Consider the following 15854-nt stretch of genomic DNA (forward strand, 5'->3'; position numbering starts at 1 on the left):
GCCGACGCGGCGGGCACGGGGCCGGCGCTCGGGCATCGGCGTGCCCAGGATCGAGGGGCCGGCTGGGCGGCCCCCCTCGGGCACGCCGGACGCAGCGCAGCCCCCGCCAAGGGGAATCCGGGGGAATCCCTGGCGGGGGCTGCGCGAACGTGCAGGTCAGGGGCGGTGTCGCCCCCTCGACTCAGATGTCGTAGTACATCGCGAACTCGTGCGGGTGCGGCCGGAGGCGGATCGGGTCGATCTCGTTCTCCCGCTTGTACTCGATCCACGTCTCGATCAGGTCGGGGGTGAACACCCCGCCGTCGATCAGGTACTCGTGGTCGGTCTCGAGGTTGTCGAGGACGGCGTCGAGGGAGGCCGGCACCTTCTCGATGCCCAGGGCCTCCTCCGGCGGCAGCTCGTAGAGGTCCTTGTCGACCGGCGCCGGCGGCTCGATCTTGTTCTTGATGCCGTCGAGGCCGGCCATCATCATCGCCGAGAAGGCGAGGTAGGGGTTGGCCGACGGGTCGGGCACGCGGAACTCGATGCGCTTGGCCTTGGGGTTGTCGCCCGAGATCGGGATGCGGCAGCAGGCCGAGCGGTTGCGGGCCGAGTAGACCAGGTTGATCGGGGCCTCGTAGCCGGGCACCAGGCGGTGGAAGCTGTTCACCGTCGGGTTGGTGAAGGCCAGCAGCGACGGGGCGTGGGCGAGCAGGCCGCCGATGTAGTGGCGGGCGGTGTCGGACAGGCCCGCGTAGCCGGTCTCGGCGTGGAAGAGCGGCTCGCCGTCCTTCCACAGCGACTGGTGCGTGTGCATGCCGGAGCCGTTGTCACCGAAGAGCGGCTTCGGCATGAAGGTGACGGTCTTGCCCGCCTGCCAGGCCGTGTTCTTGATGATGTACTTGAACAGCATCAGGCTGTCGGCCGCGCGCAGCAGCGTGTCGAACTTGTAGTTGATCTCGGCCTGGCCGGCGGTGCCCACCTCGTGGTGGCCGCGCTCGAGCTCCAGCCCGGCGTTGGTCAGGTTGCGCATCATGACCGAGCGCAGGTCGCTGTAGTGGTCGTAGGGCTCGACCGGGAAGTAGCCGCCCTTGGGGCGGGTCTTGTAGCCGAGGTTCGGGCCGACGCCGTCCTCGCCGGTCAGCGCGCCGCTGTTCCAGGAGCCCTCGACCGAGTCGATGTGGTAGTAGCCCTCGTTGATGCCCGTGTCGTAGCGGACCGAGTCGAAGATGTAGAACTCGGCCTCGGGACCGAAGTACGCGGTGTCGGCGATGCCCGACGACGCGAGGTAGGCCTCGGCCTTCTTCGCCACGTTGCGCGGGTCGCGGCTGTAGGCCTCGCGCGTGATCGGGTCGTGGATGAAGAAGTTGACGTTCAGCGTCTTCGCCGCCCGGAACGGGTCGACGAAGGCGCTCTTCGCGTCGGGCAGCAGCAGCATGTCCGACTCGTTGATGGCCTGGAACCCGCGGATCGACGAACCGTCGAAGCCGAGGCCCTCGGAGAACGTGTCCTCGCCGAACGTCGACGCCGGGATGGTGAAGTGCTGCATGACGCCGGGCAGGTCGCAGAAGCGCACGTCGACGAACTCGACGTCGTTGTCGCGGATGTAAGCGGCGACCTCGTCGGGACTGTTGAACATCGATCCTCCGGTAGTGGGCGGACAGCCGGTGGCGACGCTACGAGCGAGGAGTTGCCCTCGGGTGTCCCTCGTGTTTCGGAGCGGTAACACCGGCCCCGGCGTGTCGCCGGTGGCTGCTCGTCGGCGCGCGGGGCCTGGCCGCGCGCGGGTCTTACGCTGGCTGGCATGGTCAGGGAAGCAGAGCCACCCTCTCAGGCGCGCGCTCGCGGCGCCTCACTGGGGCTCCCGGCGGAGGGGCCCGGCTCCCTGGCGCCCTTCAGCACCCGCGTGGTGCAGTACCTCGTCGACGCGATCGCCTCGGCGTTCCTCGCCGGCCTGTTCACCGCACCCGAGCTGCCCGGCCTGTGGAGCTTGGTGAGCTTCGCGGCGATCACGGTCGTCACGCTCGTGCTCTTCGGCCAGACGCCCGGCATGCGGCTGCTCGGCCTGCGGATGGCGCACCCGCGCGAGGGGGAGCGGCTGGCCCCGTGGCGCGCCGTCGTCCGGACGGCGCTGCTGATGCTGCTGGTGCCGGCGCTGGTGGTCGACGCCGACGGCCGCGGCCTGCACGACCGCCTCACCCAGACCGCCGTCGTCCGGGTCTAGCGGTGCGGAGTCCCACGACCGGGGGAACCGCGCCGTGGGACTCCGCGAACCTCAGCGGCGGCGGACCTGGCGCTGGCTGATCGTCATCTGCCGACCGCCGGGCAGCGGACCGCCGGGCACCGGCATCTTCGGCCCGCCGAGCGCGCCCATGCGGCGGCGCAGCGCGTTGACCTCGCCACCGCTGAGGTTGCGGGGCAGCTTCATCACGTGTGCCGACAGCTTGCGCAGCGGCACCTGGCCCTCGTCGTCGCCGACGACGATGTCGTAGATCGGGGTGTCGCCGACCACGCGGGCGATCTTCTTCTTCTCCTGCGCCAGCAGGTTGCGCACGCGGTTGGGCGCGCCCTCGCCGACCAGGATGATCCCCGGCCGGCCGGTCACCCGGTGGACGGCGTCGAGCTGCGGGGTGCCGGCGACACCCGAGGTGACCTGCCAGTCGCCGCGCATGCCGTCCAGCACCCACGACGCGGCGCCGGGCTGGCCCTCGACCTGCCGGTAGGCGGTGCCCTGCGCGCGCCGGCCGAAGACGATCAGCGCGACCAGCGCGGCGAGCAGGACCGCGATGGGCAGGAACAGGAACGGCGAGCCCACCAGGATCGCGATCACCTCGATGACCGCGAAGACCGCGACGAAGGTGATCAGCAGGATCCAGGGCAGCTTCGGGTCGTTCTTGCGGGTCAGCGAGTACGCCTGCTTGATCATGCCCAGCTGGCGGCCGAACCGCTTCAGCCGACCCGGCTTCTTCTCGCCCTTGCCGCCGCCCTTGCCGGCCTTGCCCGACGCCGCCGACGACCCGGAGGACGCAGCGCCGCGCCCCCGCCCGCCGGCCCCCGGGCCACGCCCGGCCTTGCCGCTGGGAGCGGGGTTGTCTGTGGGCTTGCTGCGTGCCATGCCCCTAGGATAAGGGCGCGGCGACGCCGTCCCGGGGATCAGGCCTGCGCGGACATCCCGCGCGCCTCGACCGCCAGCTGGTACAGCCGGCCGGCGCGGTACGAACTGCGGACGAGCGGCCCGGCCAGCACCCCGGCGAAGCCGATCTCCTCGGCCTGCTCGCGGAAACCCACGAACTCGTCGGGCTTGACCCAGCGGACGACGGGGTGGTGGCGCACCGACGGGCGCAGGTACTGCGTGATCGTCAGGAGGTCGCAGCCGGCGTCGTGCAGGGCCTGCATGGTCTCGACGACCTCGTGCGGCTCCTCGCCCATGCCCAGGATCAGGTTGGACTTGGTGACCAGGCCGGCCTCGCGGGCGGCGGTGAGCACCGACAGCGACCGCTCGAAGCGGAAGCCGGGGCGGATGCGGCGGAAGATCCGCGGCACGGTCTCGACGTTGTGCGCCAGCACCTCGGGCCGGGAGCCGAAGACCTCGGCCAGCTGGTCGGGGTCGGCGTCGAAGTCGGGGATGAGCAGCTCGACGCCGCAGCCGGGGACGGCGGCGTGGATCTGCCGCACCGTCTCGGCGTACAGCCACGCGCCGCCGTCGGGCAGGTCGTCGCGGGCGACGCCGGTGACCGTGGCGTAGCGCAGACCCATGGTGGCGACGCTCTCGGCGACCCGCCGGGGCTCGTCGGCGTCGAAGGCGGCCGGCTTGCCGGTGTCGATCTGGCAGAAGTCGCAGCGCCGGGTGCACTGGTCGCCGCCGATGAGGAAGGTCGCCTCGCGGTCCTCCCAGCACTCGTAGATGTTGGGGCAGCCGGCCTCCTCGCAGACCGTGTGCAGCCCCTCGCGGCGGACCAGCGACTTCAGCTCGGTGTACTCCGGCCCGGTGCGCAGCCGGGTCTTGATCCACTCGGGCTTGCGCTCGATCGGGACCTGGCTGTTGCGGACCTCGAGGCGCAGCAGTTTGCGGCCGCCCGGCCCGATCGGAGAACCCGGATCAGTGGTCGGTACGGCCGTCTCCGTCATGGTCGCCACGGTACCCCCGACGTGCGAACGCCCCGGACGAGCGCGGGGGCTCGTCCGGGGCGTTCGCCCGTTCGGGGCTGCTTACGCGGGGTCCTGCGGGTTCAGCTTGTCGGTCTTCCCGGAACCCGTGGCGCCGCCGGTGCCCCCGGCGGTGCCCGCGCTGCCGGCGCCGCCGCTGCCGGTGGCGTCCGGCGCCGTCTGCGGCTGGTCCTCCGGGGCCGCGGTGGCGGTGGTCAGCGTCGCGTCGTTGCTGGTGCTCGACGCGGGCTCCGGCGTGCTCTCGTTCTCGGCGCCGCCGTACGCCAGCTGCTGGGGCTGCTCGCCGAGGTCGCTGTCGGCCGGGGTGGCGTCGCCGGGCGTGGTGTCGGCCGTGGACACGGCCTTGCCGGCATCGCCGCCGGACGTGCTGGGGCTGCTGGGCACGGGGTCCTCCCGGTAGCTGGGCACCGGGCCGTCACCGGCCGGCGCGGGGGTCCAGGAGTCGTCGGACCCCCGGAGCCGGCGGAGCACCGCGAACGCGGCGGCGCCGACGGCCAGGGCGGCGAGCAGCCACGGCCAGCGCCGCGGCTCCGGCTCGACGCCCACCTTGCGCTTGACCGTGGTGGCGGTCCTCGCCGCCTTCTTCTCGAGCTCCCGGCGCTGCTTCTTCGCCTTCTTCGCCGCCTTCTTGCGCGCCTCCGCGGTGGTGGCGGCGAGCTCCTCGCGGCGGGCCTCGAGCTCGTGCAGCGCCGACTCGGCCGCGGCCGTCACCGCCTCGCGGGCCGCGAGCACCTTCGGCGTCGCGTAGGCCAGCGCGGCCGCCTGGGTGGTGACCAGCTTGGGCAGGACGTCCTTCTCCAGCGCCTCGCGGGCGGCCTCGACCCGGGGGCCGAGGTCGGCCGCGGCCTTGACCGCGGCGGCACGGGCGGCCTCCACGCGCGGGGCGGCGGCCCCGCGGGCGGCCTCGTAGCGGGGCGTGAGCGCCTCCATCGCGGCCTCGACCCGGGGGCCGACCGCCTCCCGGGCGGCCTCGACCCGCGGGGCGATGGCCTCGCGGGCGCTGGTGACCACCGGGGCGGCGGCGGCGACGGCGGCGGCCACCTTGGGCGCCGCGGCCCCGCGGGCCGCCCCCACCCGGGGAGCCAGCTCGTCCGCGACCGCGTGGGCGGCCTCGGTCACCGCCGTCCCGAGGTGGCTGAGGCCTTCCTGCAGCTCGGCGCTGATGACCTCGCCTCGCGTCTTCTTGCGGAACACGGCATGCACCTCTCGAAAAGATCGACTTGTCGCCATCCTGCCCGGTCCCGGCGGCGAGCACACCCCGGGACGGCCCGGTGCGCGGCCGGGGCCGGGGCTGGCTAGCGTCGGGCCGTGCAGCTGCGGATCTTCACCGAACCCCAACAGGGCGCCACCTACGACGACCTGCTCGCCGTCGCGCGGCGGACCGAGGAGACGGGCTTCGACGCCTTCTTCCGCTCCGACCACTACCTGGCCATGGGCGGCGACGGCCTGCCCGGCCCGACCGATGCGTGGGTCACCCTCGGCGGTCTCGCGCGCGAGACCTCGCGGATCCGGCTGGGCACGCTGATGACCGCGGCGACGTTCCGGCTGCCCGGTCCGCTGGCCATCGCGGTCGCGCAGGTCGACCAGATGAGCGGCGGCCGGGTGGAGTTCGGCATCGGCGCCGGCTGGTTCGAGGCCGAGCACACCGCGTACGCCATCCCGTTCCCGGAGCTGGGGGAGCGGTTCGACCGCTACGAGGAGCAGGTGGCCCTCATCACCGGCCTGTGGCGCACCCCGCAGGGGCAGACCTTCGACTTCGACGGCCGGCACTACCAGGTGTCCGGCTCGCCGGCGCTGCCCAAGCCGGTCCAGGACGGCGGGATCCCGGTGATCATCGGCGGCAAGGGCGCCAAGCGGACGCCGCGCCTGGCCGCCCGGTACGCGGCCGAGTTCAACGTGCCGTTCGAGTCGGCCGAGACCAACGCCCGGCTGTTCACCGGCGTCCGCGCGGCCTGCGAGGAGGCCGGTCGCGACCCGGGCTCGGTGGTGTACAGCTCGGCGCTGGTGCTCTGCGTCGGCAAGGACGACGCCGAACTCGCCCGACGGGCCGCGGCGATCGGCCACGACGTCGACGAGGTGCGGGCGAACGGGGTCGCGGGCACGCCGGCCGAGGCCGTCGACACCCTCGGGCGCTTCGCCGAGGCAGGGGCCTCGCGGGTGTATCTGCAGGTGCTGGACCTCGCCGACCTCGACCACCTCGACCTGGTGGCCGCCGAGGTGGCGCCCCAGCTCGGCTGAGGCGCCACCGGCGCGCTCAGGGGGTCCAACGCGGGTCGCGGCCCTGCCAGGCGACCAGCCGGTCGATGCCGGCCGCGTCCTCCGCGGTCGGCACGACGTCGCCGAACGGCACCTCCGGGCCCCGGCGGTCGGCGGGGAGCGCCCGCTGCGCCGCGGCGAGCGCCCGGGCCACCACGTCGTCGTCCCAGGCCGGCGTCTGACCGGTGGCGACGGCGACGTCCCAGGTGTGGGTCGTGACCTCCCCGGTGTAGGTCGCCAGCGCGGCGGCGCCCGGGAAGGTGCCGAACGGCAGCACGAGCTGCCGCCCGAGCAGCGCGTCGTCGGCCCAGACGGCGAGGACGTCGTCGGCGGCGGCGCGTGCGGCGGCACCCCAGCCGTCGTCGGGGACGCCGGTGGTCACCTGCGGCACCGAGAAGGGGTGCTCGCCCCGGCCGACGGCAGCGACCCGTCGCAGCACGGAGACGAGGTGGCCGACCAGCGCCCGGACGTCGTACTTCGGGCACGGGGTGCGGCCGGCGAGCTGGTCGGGCCGGACGGCGGCGAGGACGGCGACGGCGGTCGCGGTCGCCGTGGCGAAGGCCGGGCGGGGATCGGTCAGGGGAGCGGTGGAGGTCGTCATGCGGCCACCCTCGCGCGGAAACCGGCCACCTCCTGGCCAGTTTCCGCGATAGTCCTCGGACGTGCGCGCCGACCGCCTGATCGCCGTCCTCCTGCTGCTGCAGTCGAAGGGCCGGGTGACCGCCGCGCAGGTCGCCCGGGATCTGGAGATCTCGGAGCGGACCGCGCGCCGCGACCTCGAGGCGCTCGGGCTGGCCGGCGTGCCGGTGTACAGCTCGCCGGGCCGCGGCGGTGGCTGGTCGCTGGTGGGTGGGGCCCGGACCGACCTGACCGGGCTGACCGTGGACGAGGCGCGGGCGCTGTTCCTGGCCGCGGGCTCCGCGGTGGCGGCCGCCCCGGCCGTCGAGGCGGCGCTGCGCAAACTGCTCGGGGCGCTGCCGGCGCCGCTGCGCGAGGGCGCCCGGGCGGCGGGCGAGGCCGTCGTGGTCGACGCCGCCTCGTGGGGGCGGTCCGCGCCGCCGGAGCCGCCGCACCTGCCGGCGCTGCAGCGGGCCGTCGTCGACGGCGAGCAGGTCGTCCTCGGCTACGCCGGGAGGGCGAAGGCGCCGTCCACCCGGACCGTCTCACCGCTGGGGCTCGTGACCAAGGCCGGTGTCTGGTACCTGATCGCGGGGACCGAGGCGGGGGTGCGCACGTTCCGGGTGGGCCGCGTCACCGCGGTGACGCCGACCGGCGCCCCGGTGCGGCGACCCGACGGTTTCGACCTGCGCGCCGCCTGGGAGGCCAGCGCGGGGGAGGTGGAGCAGCGCCGGGCCGGGGCGCGGGTGCAGGCGCTGGCCGACCCGTCGCTGGTGCCGCTGCTGCGCCGCTGGTCCGGCCCGGCCCAGGTGGCCGTGGGCGAGCCGGACCCGGACGGGCGGGTGGCCGTGGAGCTCGCCGGCCCGTCGGTGGAGGTGCTCGCCGCGCAGTTCGCCGGCTTCGGGCACCGGCTGGAGATCACCACGCCCGAGGCCCGCCCGCACCTGCGGCGCGTCGCCGACGACCTGCGCCGGCTCTACGGCGACCCGTGACGGCTCAGGCAGGGGCCTCGTCGAGCAGCGCGGACCGCCGGGCGGCCAGCCACCCGGGGAAGTCGGCCGGCGGCATCGGCCGGGCGATCCCGTACCCCTGCGCGGTGTCGCAGCCCAGGCGGGCGAGCACCTGGCCGGTCGCGTCGTCCTCGACCCCTCGGCCACCAGCCGCAGGCCGAGGTCGTGGGCGAGCGCGGCCGTGTGCCGGACGATCGCGGCGGCGTGCAGGTCGTGGTCGACGTCGGCGGTGAGACTGCGGTCGAGCTTGAGCTCGTCGGCCGGCAGGTACCGCAGGTACCACGCCGTCGGGGAGGCGGACCTGGGGCTGCAGGTGCACCAGGATCTCGTCGCGGTCCAGCGCGGTCCGCAGCTCGTCCATGGTCCGCAGCCGGTCGCCCAGGCCGGTCGAGGGGTCGGGGACGTGGACGCGGACGCCGTCACGGGCGGCCTTCGCCGCGTACATGGCCACGTCGGCGCAGCGCAGGAGGTCGTGCACGGTGGCCGGCGGCACCGGGGCGGTGGCCACGCCGATGCTCACGCCGACGCGCAGCCGCACGCCCTCCACCGTGAACGGCTCGCGCAGCCGCGCGTGCAGCCGCCGCGCCAGCTCCTGGGCCCGGTCGACGTCGGCGTCCGGCAGCAGGACGGCGAACTCGTCGCCGCCGAGCCGGGCGAAGACCAGACCGGTGCCCATGGCAACCCAGGTGAGCAACACCCCACGGTCAGCAGCACGAGCCGGCGCGACACCCGCTCGGATGCCCCACCCCGTCGCGGCTCGCTGGTCACGGAGGAGCGATCCGGCACGAATCCGGACGGAACCGAACGGCGGGGGTGACGGGCTCCTCCGAAAGGGGGGAGGGCGCCGTCCCGGGCGTGCGTCGTCGGCCGGGCCGGGGGAGCGGTACGCTGGTGCCGTGTCCGGTGGACTGCTTCTTCCGCGGCCGTGCTGACCTGACCAGTTCGGACAGCACGGCGACCCCTCCTGCGCGAGGGGTTTTTTTCTGCCCACCCACCGGATCCAGAAGGAGCGCAGGACGATGAGCCAGACGGCGAGCCAGGCGAGCGCCGAGCAGAACGGTGAGGTCCCGCCGCACCGCTACACCCCGGCGCTGGCGCAGCGGATCGAGCTGGCCTGGCAGAACCGCTGGGAGGCCGAGGGCACGTTCCACACGCCGAACCCGACCGGGCGGCTGTCGGCCGGCTTCGACGCCGTGGCCGGCCGGCCCAAGTTCTTCGTGATGGACATGTTCCCGTACCCCTCCGGCGCCGGGCTGCACGTCGGCCACCCGCTGGGCTACCTGGGCACCGACGTCACCAGCCGGTTCCGCCGGATGGACGGCGACAACGTGCTGCACCCGATGGGCTACGACGCCTTCGGCCTGCCGGCCGAGCAGTACGCGGTGCAGACCGGGCAGCACCCGCGGGTCACCACCGAGGCCAACATCGCCGCGATCAAGGCGCAGCTGCGCCGGCTGGGCGTCGACCACGACGACCGGCGGTCGTTCGCCACGATCGACCCCGGCTACTACAAGTGGACGCAGTGGATCTTCCTGCAGATCTTCGGCTCCTGGTTCGACGAGGACGCCGGCAAGGCGCGTCGCATCGAGGAGCTGGTGGCCGAGCTGGACGCCGGCACCCGCGAGCCCGGTGAGGGCACCAACCCGTTCGGCCGCCCCTGGGCCGAGCTGGACGACGTCGAGAAGCGCAAGGTCGTCGACGCGCACCGGCTGGCCTACCTGCACGAGGCGCCGGTGAACTGGTGCCCCGGCCTGGGCACCGTGCTGTCGAACGAGGAGGTCACGCCCGACGGGCGCTCCGAGCGCGGCAACTTCCCGGTGTTCCGCCGTCCGCTGACCCAGTGGATGATGCGGATCACCAGCTACGCCGAGCGGCTGCTGGACGACCTGGACCGGCTGGACTGGTCGGACTCGCTGAAGCAGATGCAGCGCAACTGGATCGGCCGGTCCGCCGGTGCCCGGATCGGGTTCTCGTGCGGCGACGAGACGATCGAGGTCTTCACCACCCGCCCCGACACGCTGTTCGGCGCCACCTACATGGTGCTGGCGCCGGAGCACCCGCTGGTCGAGGCGCTGACCGCCGACGCGTGGCCGGACGGCACCGACCCGCGGTGGACCGGCGGCGGGGCTACCCCGCGCGAGGCGGTGGCCGACTACCAGCTGCAGGCGTCCCGGCGCTCGGAGCTGGACCGGCAGAACGAGGCGCGCGAGAAGACCGGCGTCTGGCTGGGCACCACCGCCGTCAACCCGGTCAACGGCCGCGAGCTGCCGGTGTTCATCGCCGACTACGTGCTGACCGGCTACGGCACCGGCGCGATCATGGCCGTCCCCGGCGAGGACACCCGCGACTGGGAGTTCGCGCGGAAGTTCGGGCTGGAGATCATCCCGACCGTCGAGCGCCCCGAGGGCTTCGACGACGAGAGCGGCGCGTACACCGGCCCCGGCCGCATGATCAACTCCGCCAACGACGAGGTGTCGCTGGACGGCCTGGACAAGGCCGCCGCCATCGCCCGGATCACCGACTGGCTGGTGGCGAAGGGCTCCGGGCAGGCGACGACCACCTACAAGCTGCGCGACTGGCTGTTCAGCCGGCAGCGCTACTGGGGCGAGCCGTTCCCCGTCGTCTACGACGAGGACGACCTGCCCATCGCCGTCCCCGACTCGCTGCTGCCGGTGCTGCTGCCCGAGGTCGACGACTACTCGCCGAAGACCTTCGCCGACGACGACGCCGACTCCAAGCCCGAGCCGCCGCTGTCGCGCGCCACCGACTGGACGACGGTCGAGCTGGACCTGGGCGACGGCCCGAAGAAGTACCGGCGCGAGACCAACACGATGCCCAACTGGGCCGGCTCGTGCTGGTACTACCTGCGCTACCTGGACCCGGGCGACGACGAGCGCATGGTCGACCCCGAGCTGGAGGCGTACTGGCTGGGCCCGCGCGGGGCCGGGGACGTCGGCGGCGTCGACCTGTACGTCGGCGGCGTCGAGCACGCCGTGCTGCACCTGCTGTACGCCCGCTTCTGGCACAAGGTGCTGTTCGACCTGGGCTACGTCAGCAGCGAGGAGCCGTTCCGGCGGCTGGTCAACCAGGGCTACATCTCGGCCTACGCCTACACCGACGAGCGCGGCTTCTACGTGCCCGCCGCCGAGGTGGAGGAGAAGGACGGGCAGTTCTTCTTCGAGGGCAAGCCGGTCAACCGCGAGTACGGGAAGATCGGCAAGAGCCTGAAGAACATGGTCACCCCCGACGAGATGATCGGGCAGTACGGCGCCGACACCTTCCGCGTCTACGAGATGTCGACCGGCCCGCTGGACCAGTCGCGGCCGTGGGAGACCAAGGCGGTCGTCGGCTCGCAGCGGCTGCTGCAGCGGATCTGGCGTGTGGTCGTCGACGAGCAGACCGGTGAGGTCCGCGCCGCCGACGTCGAGCCGGGCGAGGAGACCCTGCGAGCGCTGCACCGGGCGATCGCCGGGGTCCGCGACGGGTTCTCGACGCTGCGGTTCAACATCGCGATCGCACGGATCACCGAGCTGACCAACCACCTGACGCAGGTGTACGGGGCGGACTCGCCGGTGCCGCGGTCGGTGGCCGAGCCGCTGGTGCTGATGCTGGCGCCGCTGGCCCCGCACGTGGCCGAGGAGATGTGGGCACGGCTGGGGCACGCGCAGTCGCTGGCCTGGCACGCGTTCCCGGTGGCCGACGAGCGCTGGCTGGTCGAGGACACCGTTGAGGTGGCGGTGCAGGTCGACGGCAAGGTGCGGGCGCAGGTGCGGGTGCCGGCCGACGCCGACGCCGCGGCGCTGGAGGCCGCGGCGCGGGCCGACGAGAGGGTCGCCGGCTACCTCGACGGGAAGTCGGTGCGCCGCGTCGTCGCCGTCCCCGGCCGCCTGGTCAACTTCGTCCTCGGCTGAGGCGCGGAGTGGATCCGTGCGGGTTACCCGCGCGGATCCACTCCGGTCAGCACCTCGCGCATCGCGGCCTCGACCGGGTCGATGACCTCGGCCACGGGGACGTCGCGGCCGAGCTCGGCGGTCAGCGACGTCGCGCCGGCGTCGACGATGCCGCACGGGATCATGTTCGCGAAAGCGCGCATGTCGGGGTCGCAGTTGAGCGCGAAGCCGTGCATGGTCACGCCTCTGGCCACCCGGACGCCGATCGCGGCGACCTTGCGGTCCGGCCCGCGCTGGTCGGCGCGCACCCAGACGCCGCTGCGCCCCTCGACCTGCTCGGTGGCGACGCCGAGGCCGGCGCAGACCTTCATCAGCGCCTCCTCCAGGCGCCGGACGTGCGCGACGACGTCGACCGGGTCGGTCAGCCGCACGATCGGGTAGCCGACCAGCTGGCCCGGGCCGTGCCAGGTGATCTTGCCGCCGCGGTCGACGTCGATGACCGGCGTCCCGTCGAACGGGCGCTCGTGCGGCAGGGTGCGCTTGCCCGCGGTGTAGACCGGCGGGTGCTCCAGCAGCAGCAGGGTGTCGGGTGCGGTGCCCGCGACGACCTCGGCGTGCAGCTCGCGCTGGCGCGCCCACGCCTCCTCGTAGTCGATCAGGCCCAGTCGCCGCACCTGGAGGTCACGCACCCGGAGCTCGGTCACGCCGCCAGGGTAGGCCGCGATCAGCACCCCCGGAATCCGAGGCGGGACCTGCGCCCCTGTCCGACCGCCGACCGGCCGCAGGACCCTCGACACGGTGTGCGAGCAGGTCACCCCCGCGTGGTCGACGTCTCGGCACCGCCATCGCCGGGAGGAGATCCGCATGCTCCCCACCCATCGAGGACGGCGTGGCGCCGTGGCGGCGGGGCTCGTCACGTGCGCGGTGCTCCTGGGGTCGCTGTCGTCGCCTGCGATCGCCGAGCCGCCCGGCGCTGACGGCAAGGACAAGCTGACGGGCACGGCCTCGGGCATCGCGGTCCACCCGGTCTTCGGCTTCTTGCCGTTCACGGACACGACCGACGGTCAGAGCGACGGTGTCGCCCCCAAGGGTGGTGGCACGATCCAGTTCGATTTCAGCCAGCTGGGGCTCGGCGTCGTCGAACTGACGTACCGGTACACGTGCCTGACCGCCATCGGCGGCGTCTCGATCCACCGGTTCGTGGTCATCGCGTCCTCGAACGAGGTGATCGCGCCCCCCGGAACGCTCGGCTTCAGCTCCGTCGTGGACGGCAAGGGCACCGGCGGACCGGATACCGACCGCGCGCTCTTCCCGGCGCCCGACCCGGCTCCGGGCACCGTCCCCTGCAGCCTCGACGACCGGCGGGTCCTGCTGGAGGACCCGTCGGCCATCACGTTCACGGTGACCTCGGGCAACTGGACCGTCCACGACGGTCTTCCCACATCCCCCTGACCAGCCGTCTGGGGAGGCCGGGCCGGGCGTCACCGCAGTCGGCGCGGCTCCAGGCGGGTCTCGACGACGGCGCCGTCCGCACCCTTCGCCACCCGGTAGGCGGCCTTGCCCGGCCGGTCGGCGACCGCCTCGACCAGCTCGGTCCGGCGGTAGACCAGGCCGACGCCGTCGTCGGTCGCGTGCCCGGCCGGCAGCGTGCCGTCGGCGACCAGCCGGTGGTACAGCGGCCGGCGCTGCTCCTCGGAGTCGTAGTGGACGCCGTTGGAGGTCGGGATGAGCCCGAGCCCGTTGGTGACCGGCCGCAGGTCGGGGCCGTAGGAGTCCGTCGTCCCGCCGACGTGCCAGCACAGCGACCCCGCCGACACCCCGCCCAGGACGACGCCGGCCCGCCACACCTCGCGGAACACCTCGTCCAGGCCGTGCACCCGCCAGACCGCGAGCAGGTTGGCCACGCTGCCGCCGCCCACCCAGACGACGTCCTGGGCGAGCAGGTGGGCCCGCACGTCGGGCACGGTCGGCATCGTGAACAGGCTGAGGTGGCTGACCTCCACGCCGCTGCCGGCGAACGCGCCGTACACGCCGGCGATGCGCACCGGGTCGTCGCCGGTCGCGGTGCCCAGGTAGCAGAGCTTCGGGCGCGCCGGCGCCCCGGCCAGCTCGAACGCGAGGTCGAAGACCGGCCCGGGCGCCCAGTCGTAGGGCCCGCGGCCGCGGCTGTCGAAGCCGATGCTGGTGGCCAGGATCGTGGGGGCGGCGGCGGGCATCAGGCTCCGTTCGGGCGGACGGCGCGCAGCACGGCGCGGGCGCACCGCGCGCCGCTGGCCATGGCGCCCTGGATGGACGGGGTGTCGCGGTGGTCGCCGCAGACGAACACGCCGCCGCCGAGGTCGACGGGGCGGCGCAGCTGCAGCGGCGGCAGCGCGGCCGGCTGGGCGCCGGTCACGGTGGTCGTCGTCAGGTGCTCGAGGTCGCCCGGGGCGACGTCGTGGGCGCGGGCGATCTCGTCGCGCACGTCCGCCTCGCGGGTCGGGTCGAGGGTCGAGCGGGACACCAGCGCCCGGCCGTCGGGGGAGTAGCGGGGCTGGGCGTCGGTGAGGACGACGGAGTTCACCAGGCGCCCGCCCGGCTGCCCGAGCACCAGCAGCGGCGACGGCCACGGCGAGGCGGGCAGCACGTGCAGGTGCGTGGTCACCTGCCGCGGCGCCGCCGCCTCGACCCCGGGCAGCAGGGCGGCGGCGGTGCCGGGGTCGGTGGCGACGACGACGGCGTCGGCCCGGGTGCGCCCGGTGGCGGTGGTGACGCCGTGCCCGTCGACCGCGTCCACGCCGGTGCGCAGGTGCACCCGCTCCGGGTCGAGCTGCGCGGCCAGCTGTTCGCCGACCGCCTGCATGCCGTCGGCCGGCAGGCCGATCTCGCCTCGGGCGAAGCTGCGCCAGAGCAGGTCGAGATAGCGGCTGGACGTGGCCAGCTCCGCCTCGAGCAGCACGCCGGCGAGGAACGGCCGGAAGAAGCGCTCCACCGCGGCGGTCCCCACCCCGGCGCGCCGCAGGGCCTCCTCGGCGGTGCGCTCCGGCGCCCGCAGCAGCCGCCCGACGGGCGCGTACGCGGCCCGGGCGGAGAAGGCCGCGATCGCCGCCTTGTGCCACGGCGCCCCCAGCGGCGCCGCCAGGGTGCCCGGCAGCGCGGTGGGCCGGCGGCGGGGGTCGACGACGCGGTGGGTGCCGCCGTCCACCCGGAGGACGGCGCCGCGCTCGAAGAAGCCCATCTCCAGCGCCGCCAGGTCGAGGTCGGCCGCCCGGGGGTAGCCGGTGTTGAGCACCTGGAAGCCGCGGTCGACGACGAACCCGTCGACCCGGTCGGTGGCCAGCCGGCCGCCGACGTGCCCGGCGGCCTCCAGCACGTGGACGTCGCAGCCGGCCGCGGCGAGGCGGGTGGCCGCGGACAGGCCCGCGAGACCGGCGCCGACGACCACGACCTCGGCGCGGGAGGGGAGGGACATCGCCGTCGAACCTAGGGCCTGTGGACAACGCCCGCGCTCGGTGGCCCCGTCCGCCTAGCGTCCGACCGTGACCGCGCCCGCCGAGACCAGCCCCCCGGTCGTCCCCGGCTACACGCTGCAGGAGCTGCTCGGCCGCGGCGGCTCCGGCGAGGTGTGGCGGGCGGTGCCGCGCCGCGGCGGTGCGCCGGTGGCGGTCAAGGTGCTCGTCGCCGGCGATCCCGAGCGGCAGGCCCGCGAGGCGGCGCTGCTCGGCGGGCTCGACCACCCCCACCTCGTGCGGCTGCGCGAGGTCGTCCACCAGCCCCGGCGCGGCGGCCCGGCGCGGGTGGCGCTGGTCCTCGACCTGCTGCCCGGCGGCAGCCTCGCGCAGCTGCTGGCCCGGGGGGGGGGGGGGGGGGCGGGGGGGGGGGGGGGGGGGGGGGGGGCGGGCGCGGCCCCCCCGCCGGCCCGCCCCCCCCCCGGCCGCGGCCCCCCCCCCCTCAA

Annotated in this window: 14 protein-coding genes and 2 pseudogenes; 6 read left to right on the forward strand and 10 right to left on the reverse strand. The window is 74.5% G+C overall.

The features are described 5' to 3' along the window. Positions 1-181: 181 nt before the first annotated feature. Entirely contained in the window at positions 182-1618 is a 1437-nt protein-coding gene (gene glnA / locus ACI797_RS22755) for a type I glutamate--ammonia ligase (RefSeq protein WP_456861681.1), read from the reverse strand. A gap of 267 nt (positions 1619-1885) precedes the next feature. Between glnA and ACI797_RS22760 the strand changes: the two genes are divergently transcribed. Continuing rightward, positions 1886-2203: an RDD family protein gene (locus ACI797_RS22760; protein WP_456861683.1), complete on the forward strand. Its 318-nt coding sequence runs from the start codon at positions 1886-1888 to the stop codon at positions 2201-2203. Positions 2204-2254: 51 nt separating this feature from the next. On the opposite strand, the gene ACI797_RS22765 is transcribed toward ACI797_RS22760, so the two are convergent. From ACI797_RS22765 to ACI797_RS22775, 3 genes are all read right to left on the reverse strand, one after another. Further along, complete coding sequence (locus ACI797_RS22765; RefSeq protein WP_456861685.1) at positions 2255-3094, reverse strand: DUF4191 domain-containing protein; 840 nt, start codon at positions 3092-3094, stop codon at positions 2255-2257. Positions 3095-3132: 38 nt separating this feature from the next. After that, the gene (lipA, locus tag ACI797_RS22770) at positions 3133-4107 is read right to left on the reverse strand and encodes a lipoyl synthase (RefSeq protein WP_456861687.1); all 975 of its coding nucleotides are present in this window, start codon (positions 4105-4107) and stop codon (positions 3133-3135) included. Positions 4108-4188: 81 nt separating this feature from the next. Beyond that, entirely contained in the window at positions 4189-5340 is a 1152-nt protein-coding gene (locus ACI797_RS22775) for a hypothetical protein (RefSeq protein ID WP_456861689.1), read from the reverse strand. A 114-nt stretch (positions 5341-5454) separates the two neighbouring features. On the opposite strand from ACI797_RS22775, the gene ACI797_RS22780 reads away from it, so the two are divergent. Beyond that, positions 5455-6384 (forward strand): LLM class F420-dependent oxidoreductase, encoded by a 930-nt coding sequence (locus ACI797_RS22780; RefSeq protein WP_456861691.1) that lies wholly within the window; start codon positions 5455-5457, stop codon positions 6382-6384. Between the two features lie 16 nt (positions 6385-6400). Here the strand turns inward: ACI797_RS22780 and ACI797_RS22785 are convergent, their stop codons facing one another. Beyond that, positions 6401-7003, reverse strand: a complete 603-nt coding sequence (locus ACI797_RS22785) for a TIGR03086 family metal-binding protein (protein WP_456861692.1) — start codon at positions 7001-7003, stop codon at positions 6401-6403. 61 nt (positions 7004-7064) lie between these two features. Here ACI797_RS22785 and ACI797_RS22790 point away from each other — a divergent pair, with 61 nt between their 5' ends. Beyond that, positions 7065-8012: a helix-turn-helix transcriptional regulator gene (locus ACI797_RS22790; RefSeq protein ID WP_456861694.1), complete on the forward strand. Its 948-nt coding sequence runs from the start codon at positions 7065-7067 to the stop codon at positions 8010-8012. A gap of 213 nt (positions 8013-8225) precedes the next feature. Here the strand turns inward: ACI797_RS22790 and ACI797_RS22795 are convergent. Continuing rightward, positions 8226-8453 (reverse strand): annotated as a pseudogene (locus ACI797_RS22795) (hypothetical protein); the annotation flags it as partial. 10 nt (positions 8454-8463) lie between these two features. Then, positions 8464-8706: pseudogene (locus ACI797_RS22800) on the reverse strand (GGDEF domain-containing protein); the annotation flags it as partial. A 343-nt stretch (positions 8707-9049) separates the two neighbouring features. Here ACI797_RS22800 and leuS point away from each other — a divergent pair. After that, entirely contained in the window at positions 9050-11941 is a 2892-nt protein-coding gene (gene leuS / locus ACI797_RS22805; RefSeq protein WP_456861696.1) for a leucine--tRNA ligase, read from the forward strand. A 23-nt stretch (positions 11942-11964) separates the two neighbouring features. Here the strand turns inward: leuS and lipB are convergent, their stop codons facing one another. Beyond that, positions 11965-12624 (reverse strand): lipoyl(octanoyl) transferase LipB, encoded by a 660-nt coding sequence (gene lipB, locus ACI797_RS22810; protein WP_456861698.1) that lies wholly within the window; start codon positions 12622-12624, stop codon positions 11965-11967. 94 nt (positions 12625-12718) lie between these two features. Here lipB and ACI797_RS22815 point away from each other — a divergent pair, with 94 nt between their 5' ends. Then, positions 12719-13372 (forward strand): hypothetical protein, encoded by a 654-nt coding sequence (locus tag ACI797_RS22815; RefSeq protein ID WP_456861699.1) that lies wholly within the window; start codon positions 12719-12721, stop codon positions 13370-13372. Between the two features lie 29 nt (positions 13373-13401). Here the strand turns inward: ACI797_RS22815 and ACI797_RS22820 are convergent, their stop codons facing one another. After that, positions 13402-14136, reverse strand: a complete 735-nt coding sequence (locus ACI797_RS22820) for a Type 1 glutamine amidotransferase-like domain-containing protein (RefSeq protein ID WP_456861701.1) — start codon at positions 14134-14136, stop codon at positions 13402-13404. Further along, complete coding sequence (locus ACI797_RS22825; RefSeq protein ID WP_456861703.1) at positions 14136-15371, reverse strand: NAD(P)/FAD-dependent oxidoreductase; 1236 nt, start codon at positions 15369-15371, stop codon at positions 14136-14138. The genes ACI797_RS22820 and ACI797_RS22825 overlap by 1 nt, the downstream gene beginning before the upstream one ends. Positions 15372-15438: 67 nt before the next feature. On the opposite strand from ACI797_RS22825, the gene ACI797_RS22830 reads away from it, so the two are divergent. Further along, the coding region (locus ACI797_RS22830; RefSeq protein ID WP_456861705.1) for a protein kinase domain-containing protein at positions 15439-15854 on the forward strand (416 nt) is incomplete at its 3' end.

The sequence above is a fragment of the Geodermatophilus sp. SYSU D00691 genome (assembly GCF_054050275.1).

Coding starts and splice junctions, on each gene's coding strand:
- glnA (WP_456861681.1), bottom strand. CDS start 1,618: ATGTTCAACAGTCCCGACGAGGTCGCCGCTTACATCCGCGACAACGAC.
- ACI797_RS22765 (WP_456861685.1), bottom strand. CDS start 3,094: ATGGCACGCAGCAAGCCCACAGACAACCCCGCTCCCAGCGGCAAGGCC.
- lipA (WP_456861687.1), bottom strand. CDS start 4,107: ATGACGGAGACGGCCGTACCGACCACTGATCCGGGTTCTCCGATCGGG.
- ACI797_RS22785 (WP_456861692.1), bottom strand. CDS start 7,003: ATGACGACCTCCACCGCTCCCCTGACCGATCCCCGCCCGGCCTTCGCC.
- leuS (WP_456861696.1), top strand. CDS start 9,050: ATGAGCCAGACGGCGAGCCAGGCGAGCGCCGAGCAGAACGGTGAGGTC.
- ACI797_RS22820 (WP_456861701.1), bottom strand. CDS start 14,136: ATGCCCGCCGCCGCCCCCACGATCCTGGCCACCAGCATCGGCTTCGAC.
- ACI797_RS22825 (WP_456861703.1), bottom strand. CDS start 15,371: ATGTCCCTCCCCTCCCGCGCCGAGGTCGTGGTCGTCGGCGCCGGTCTC.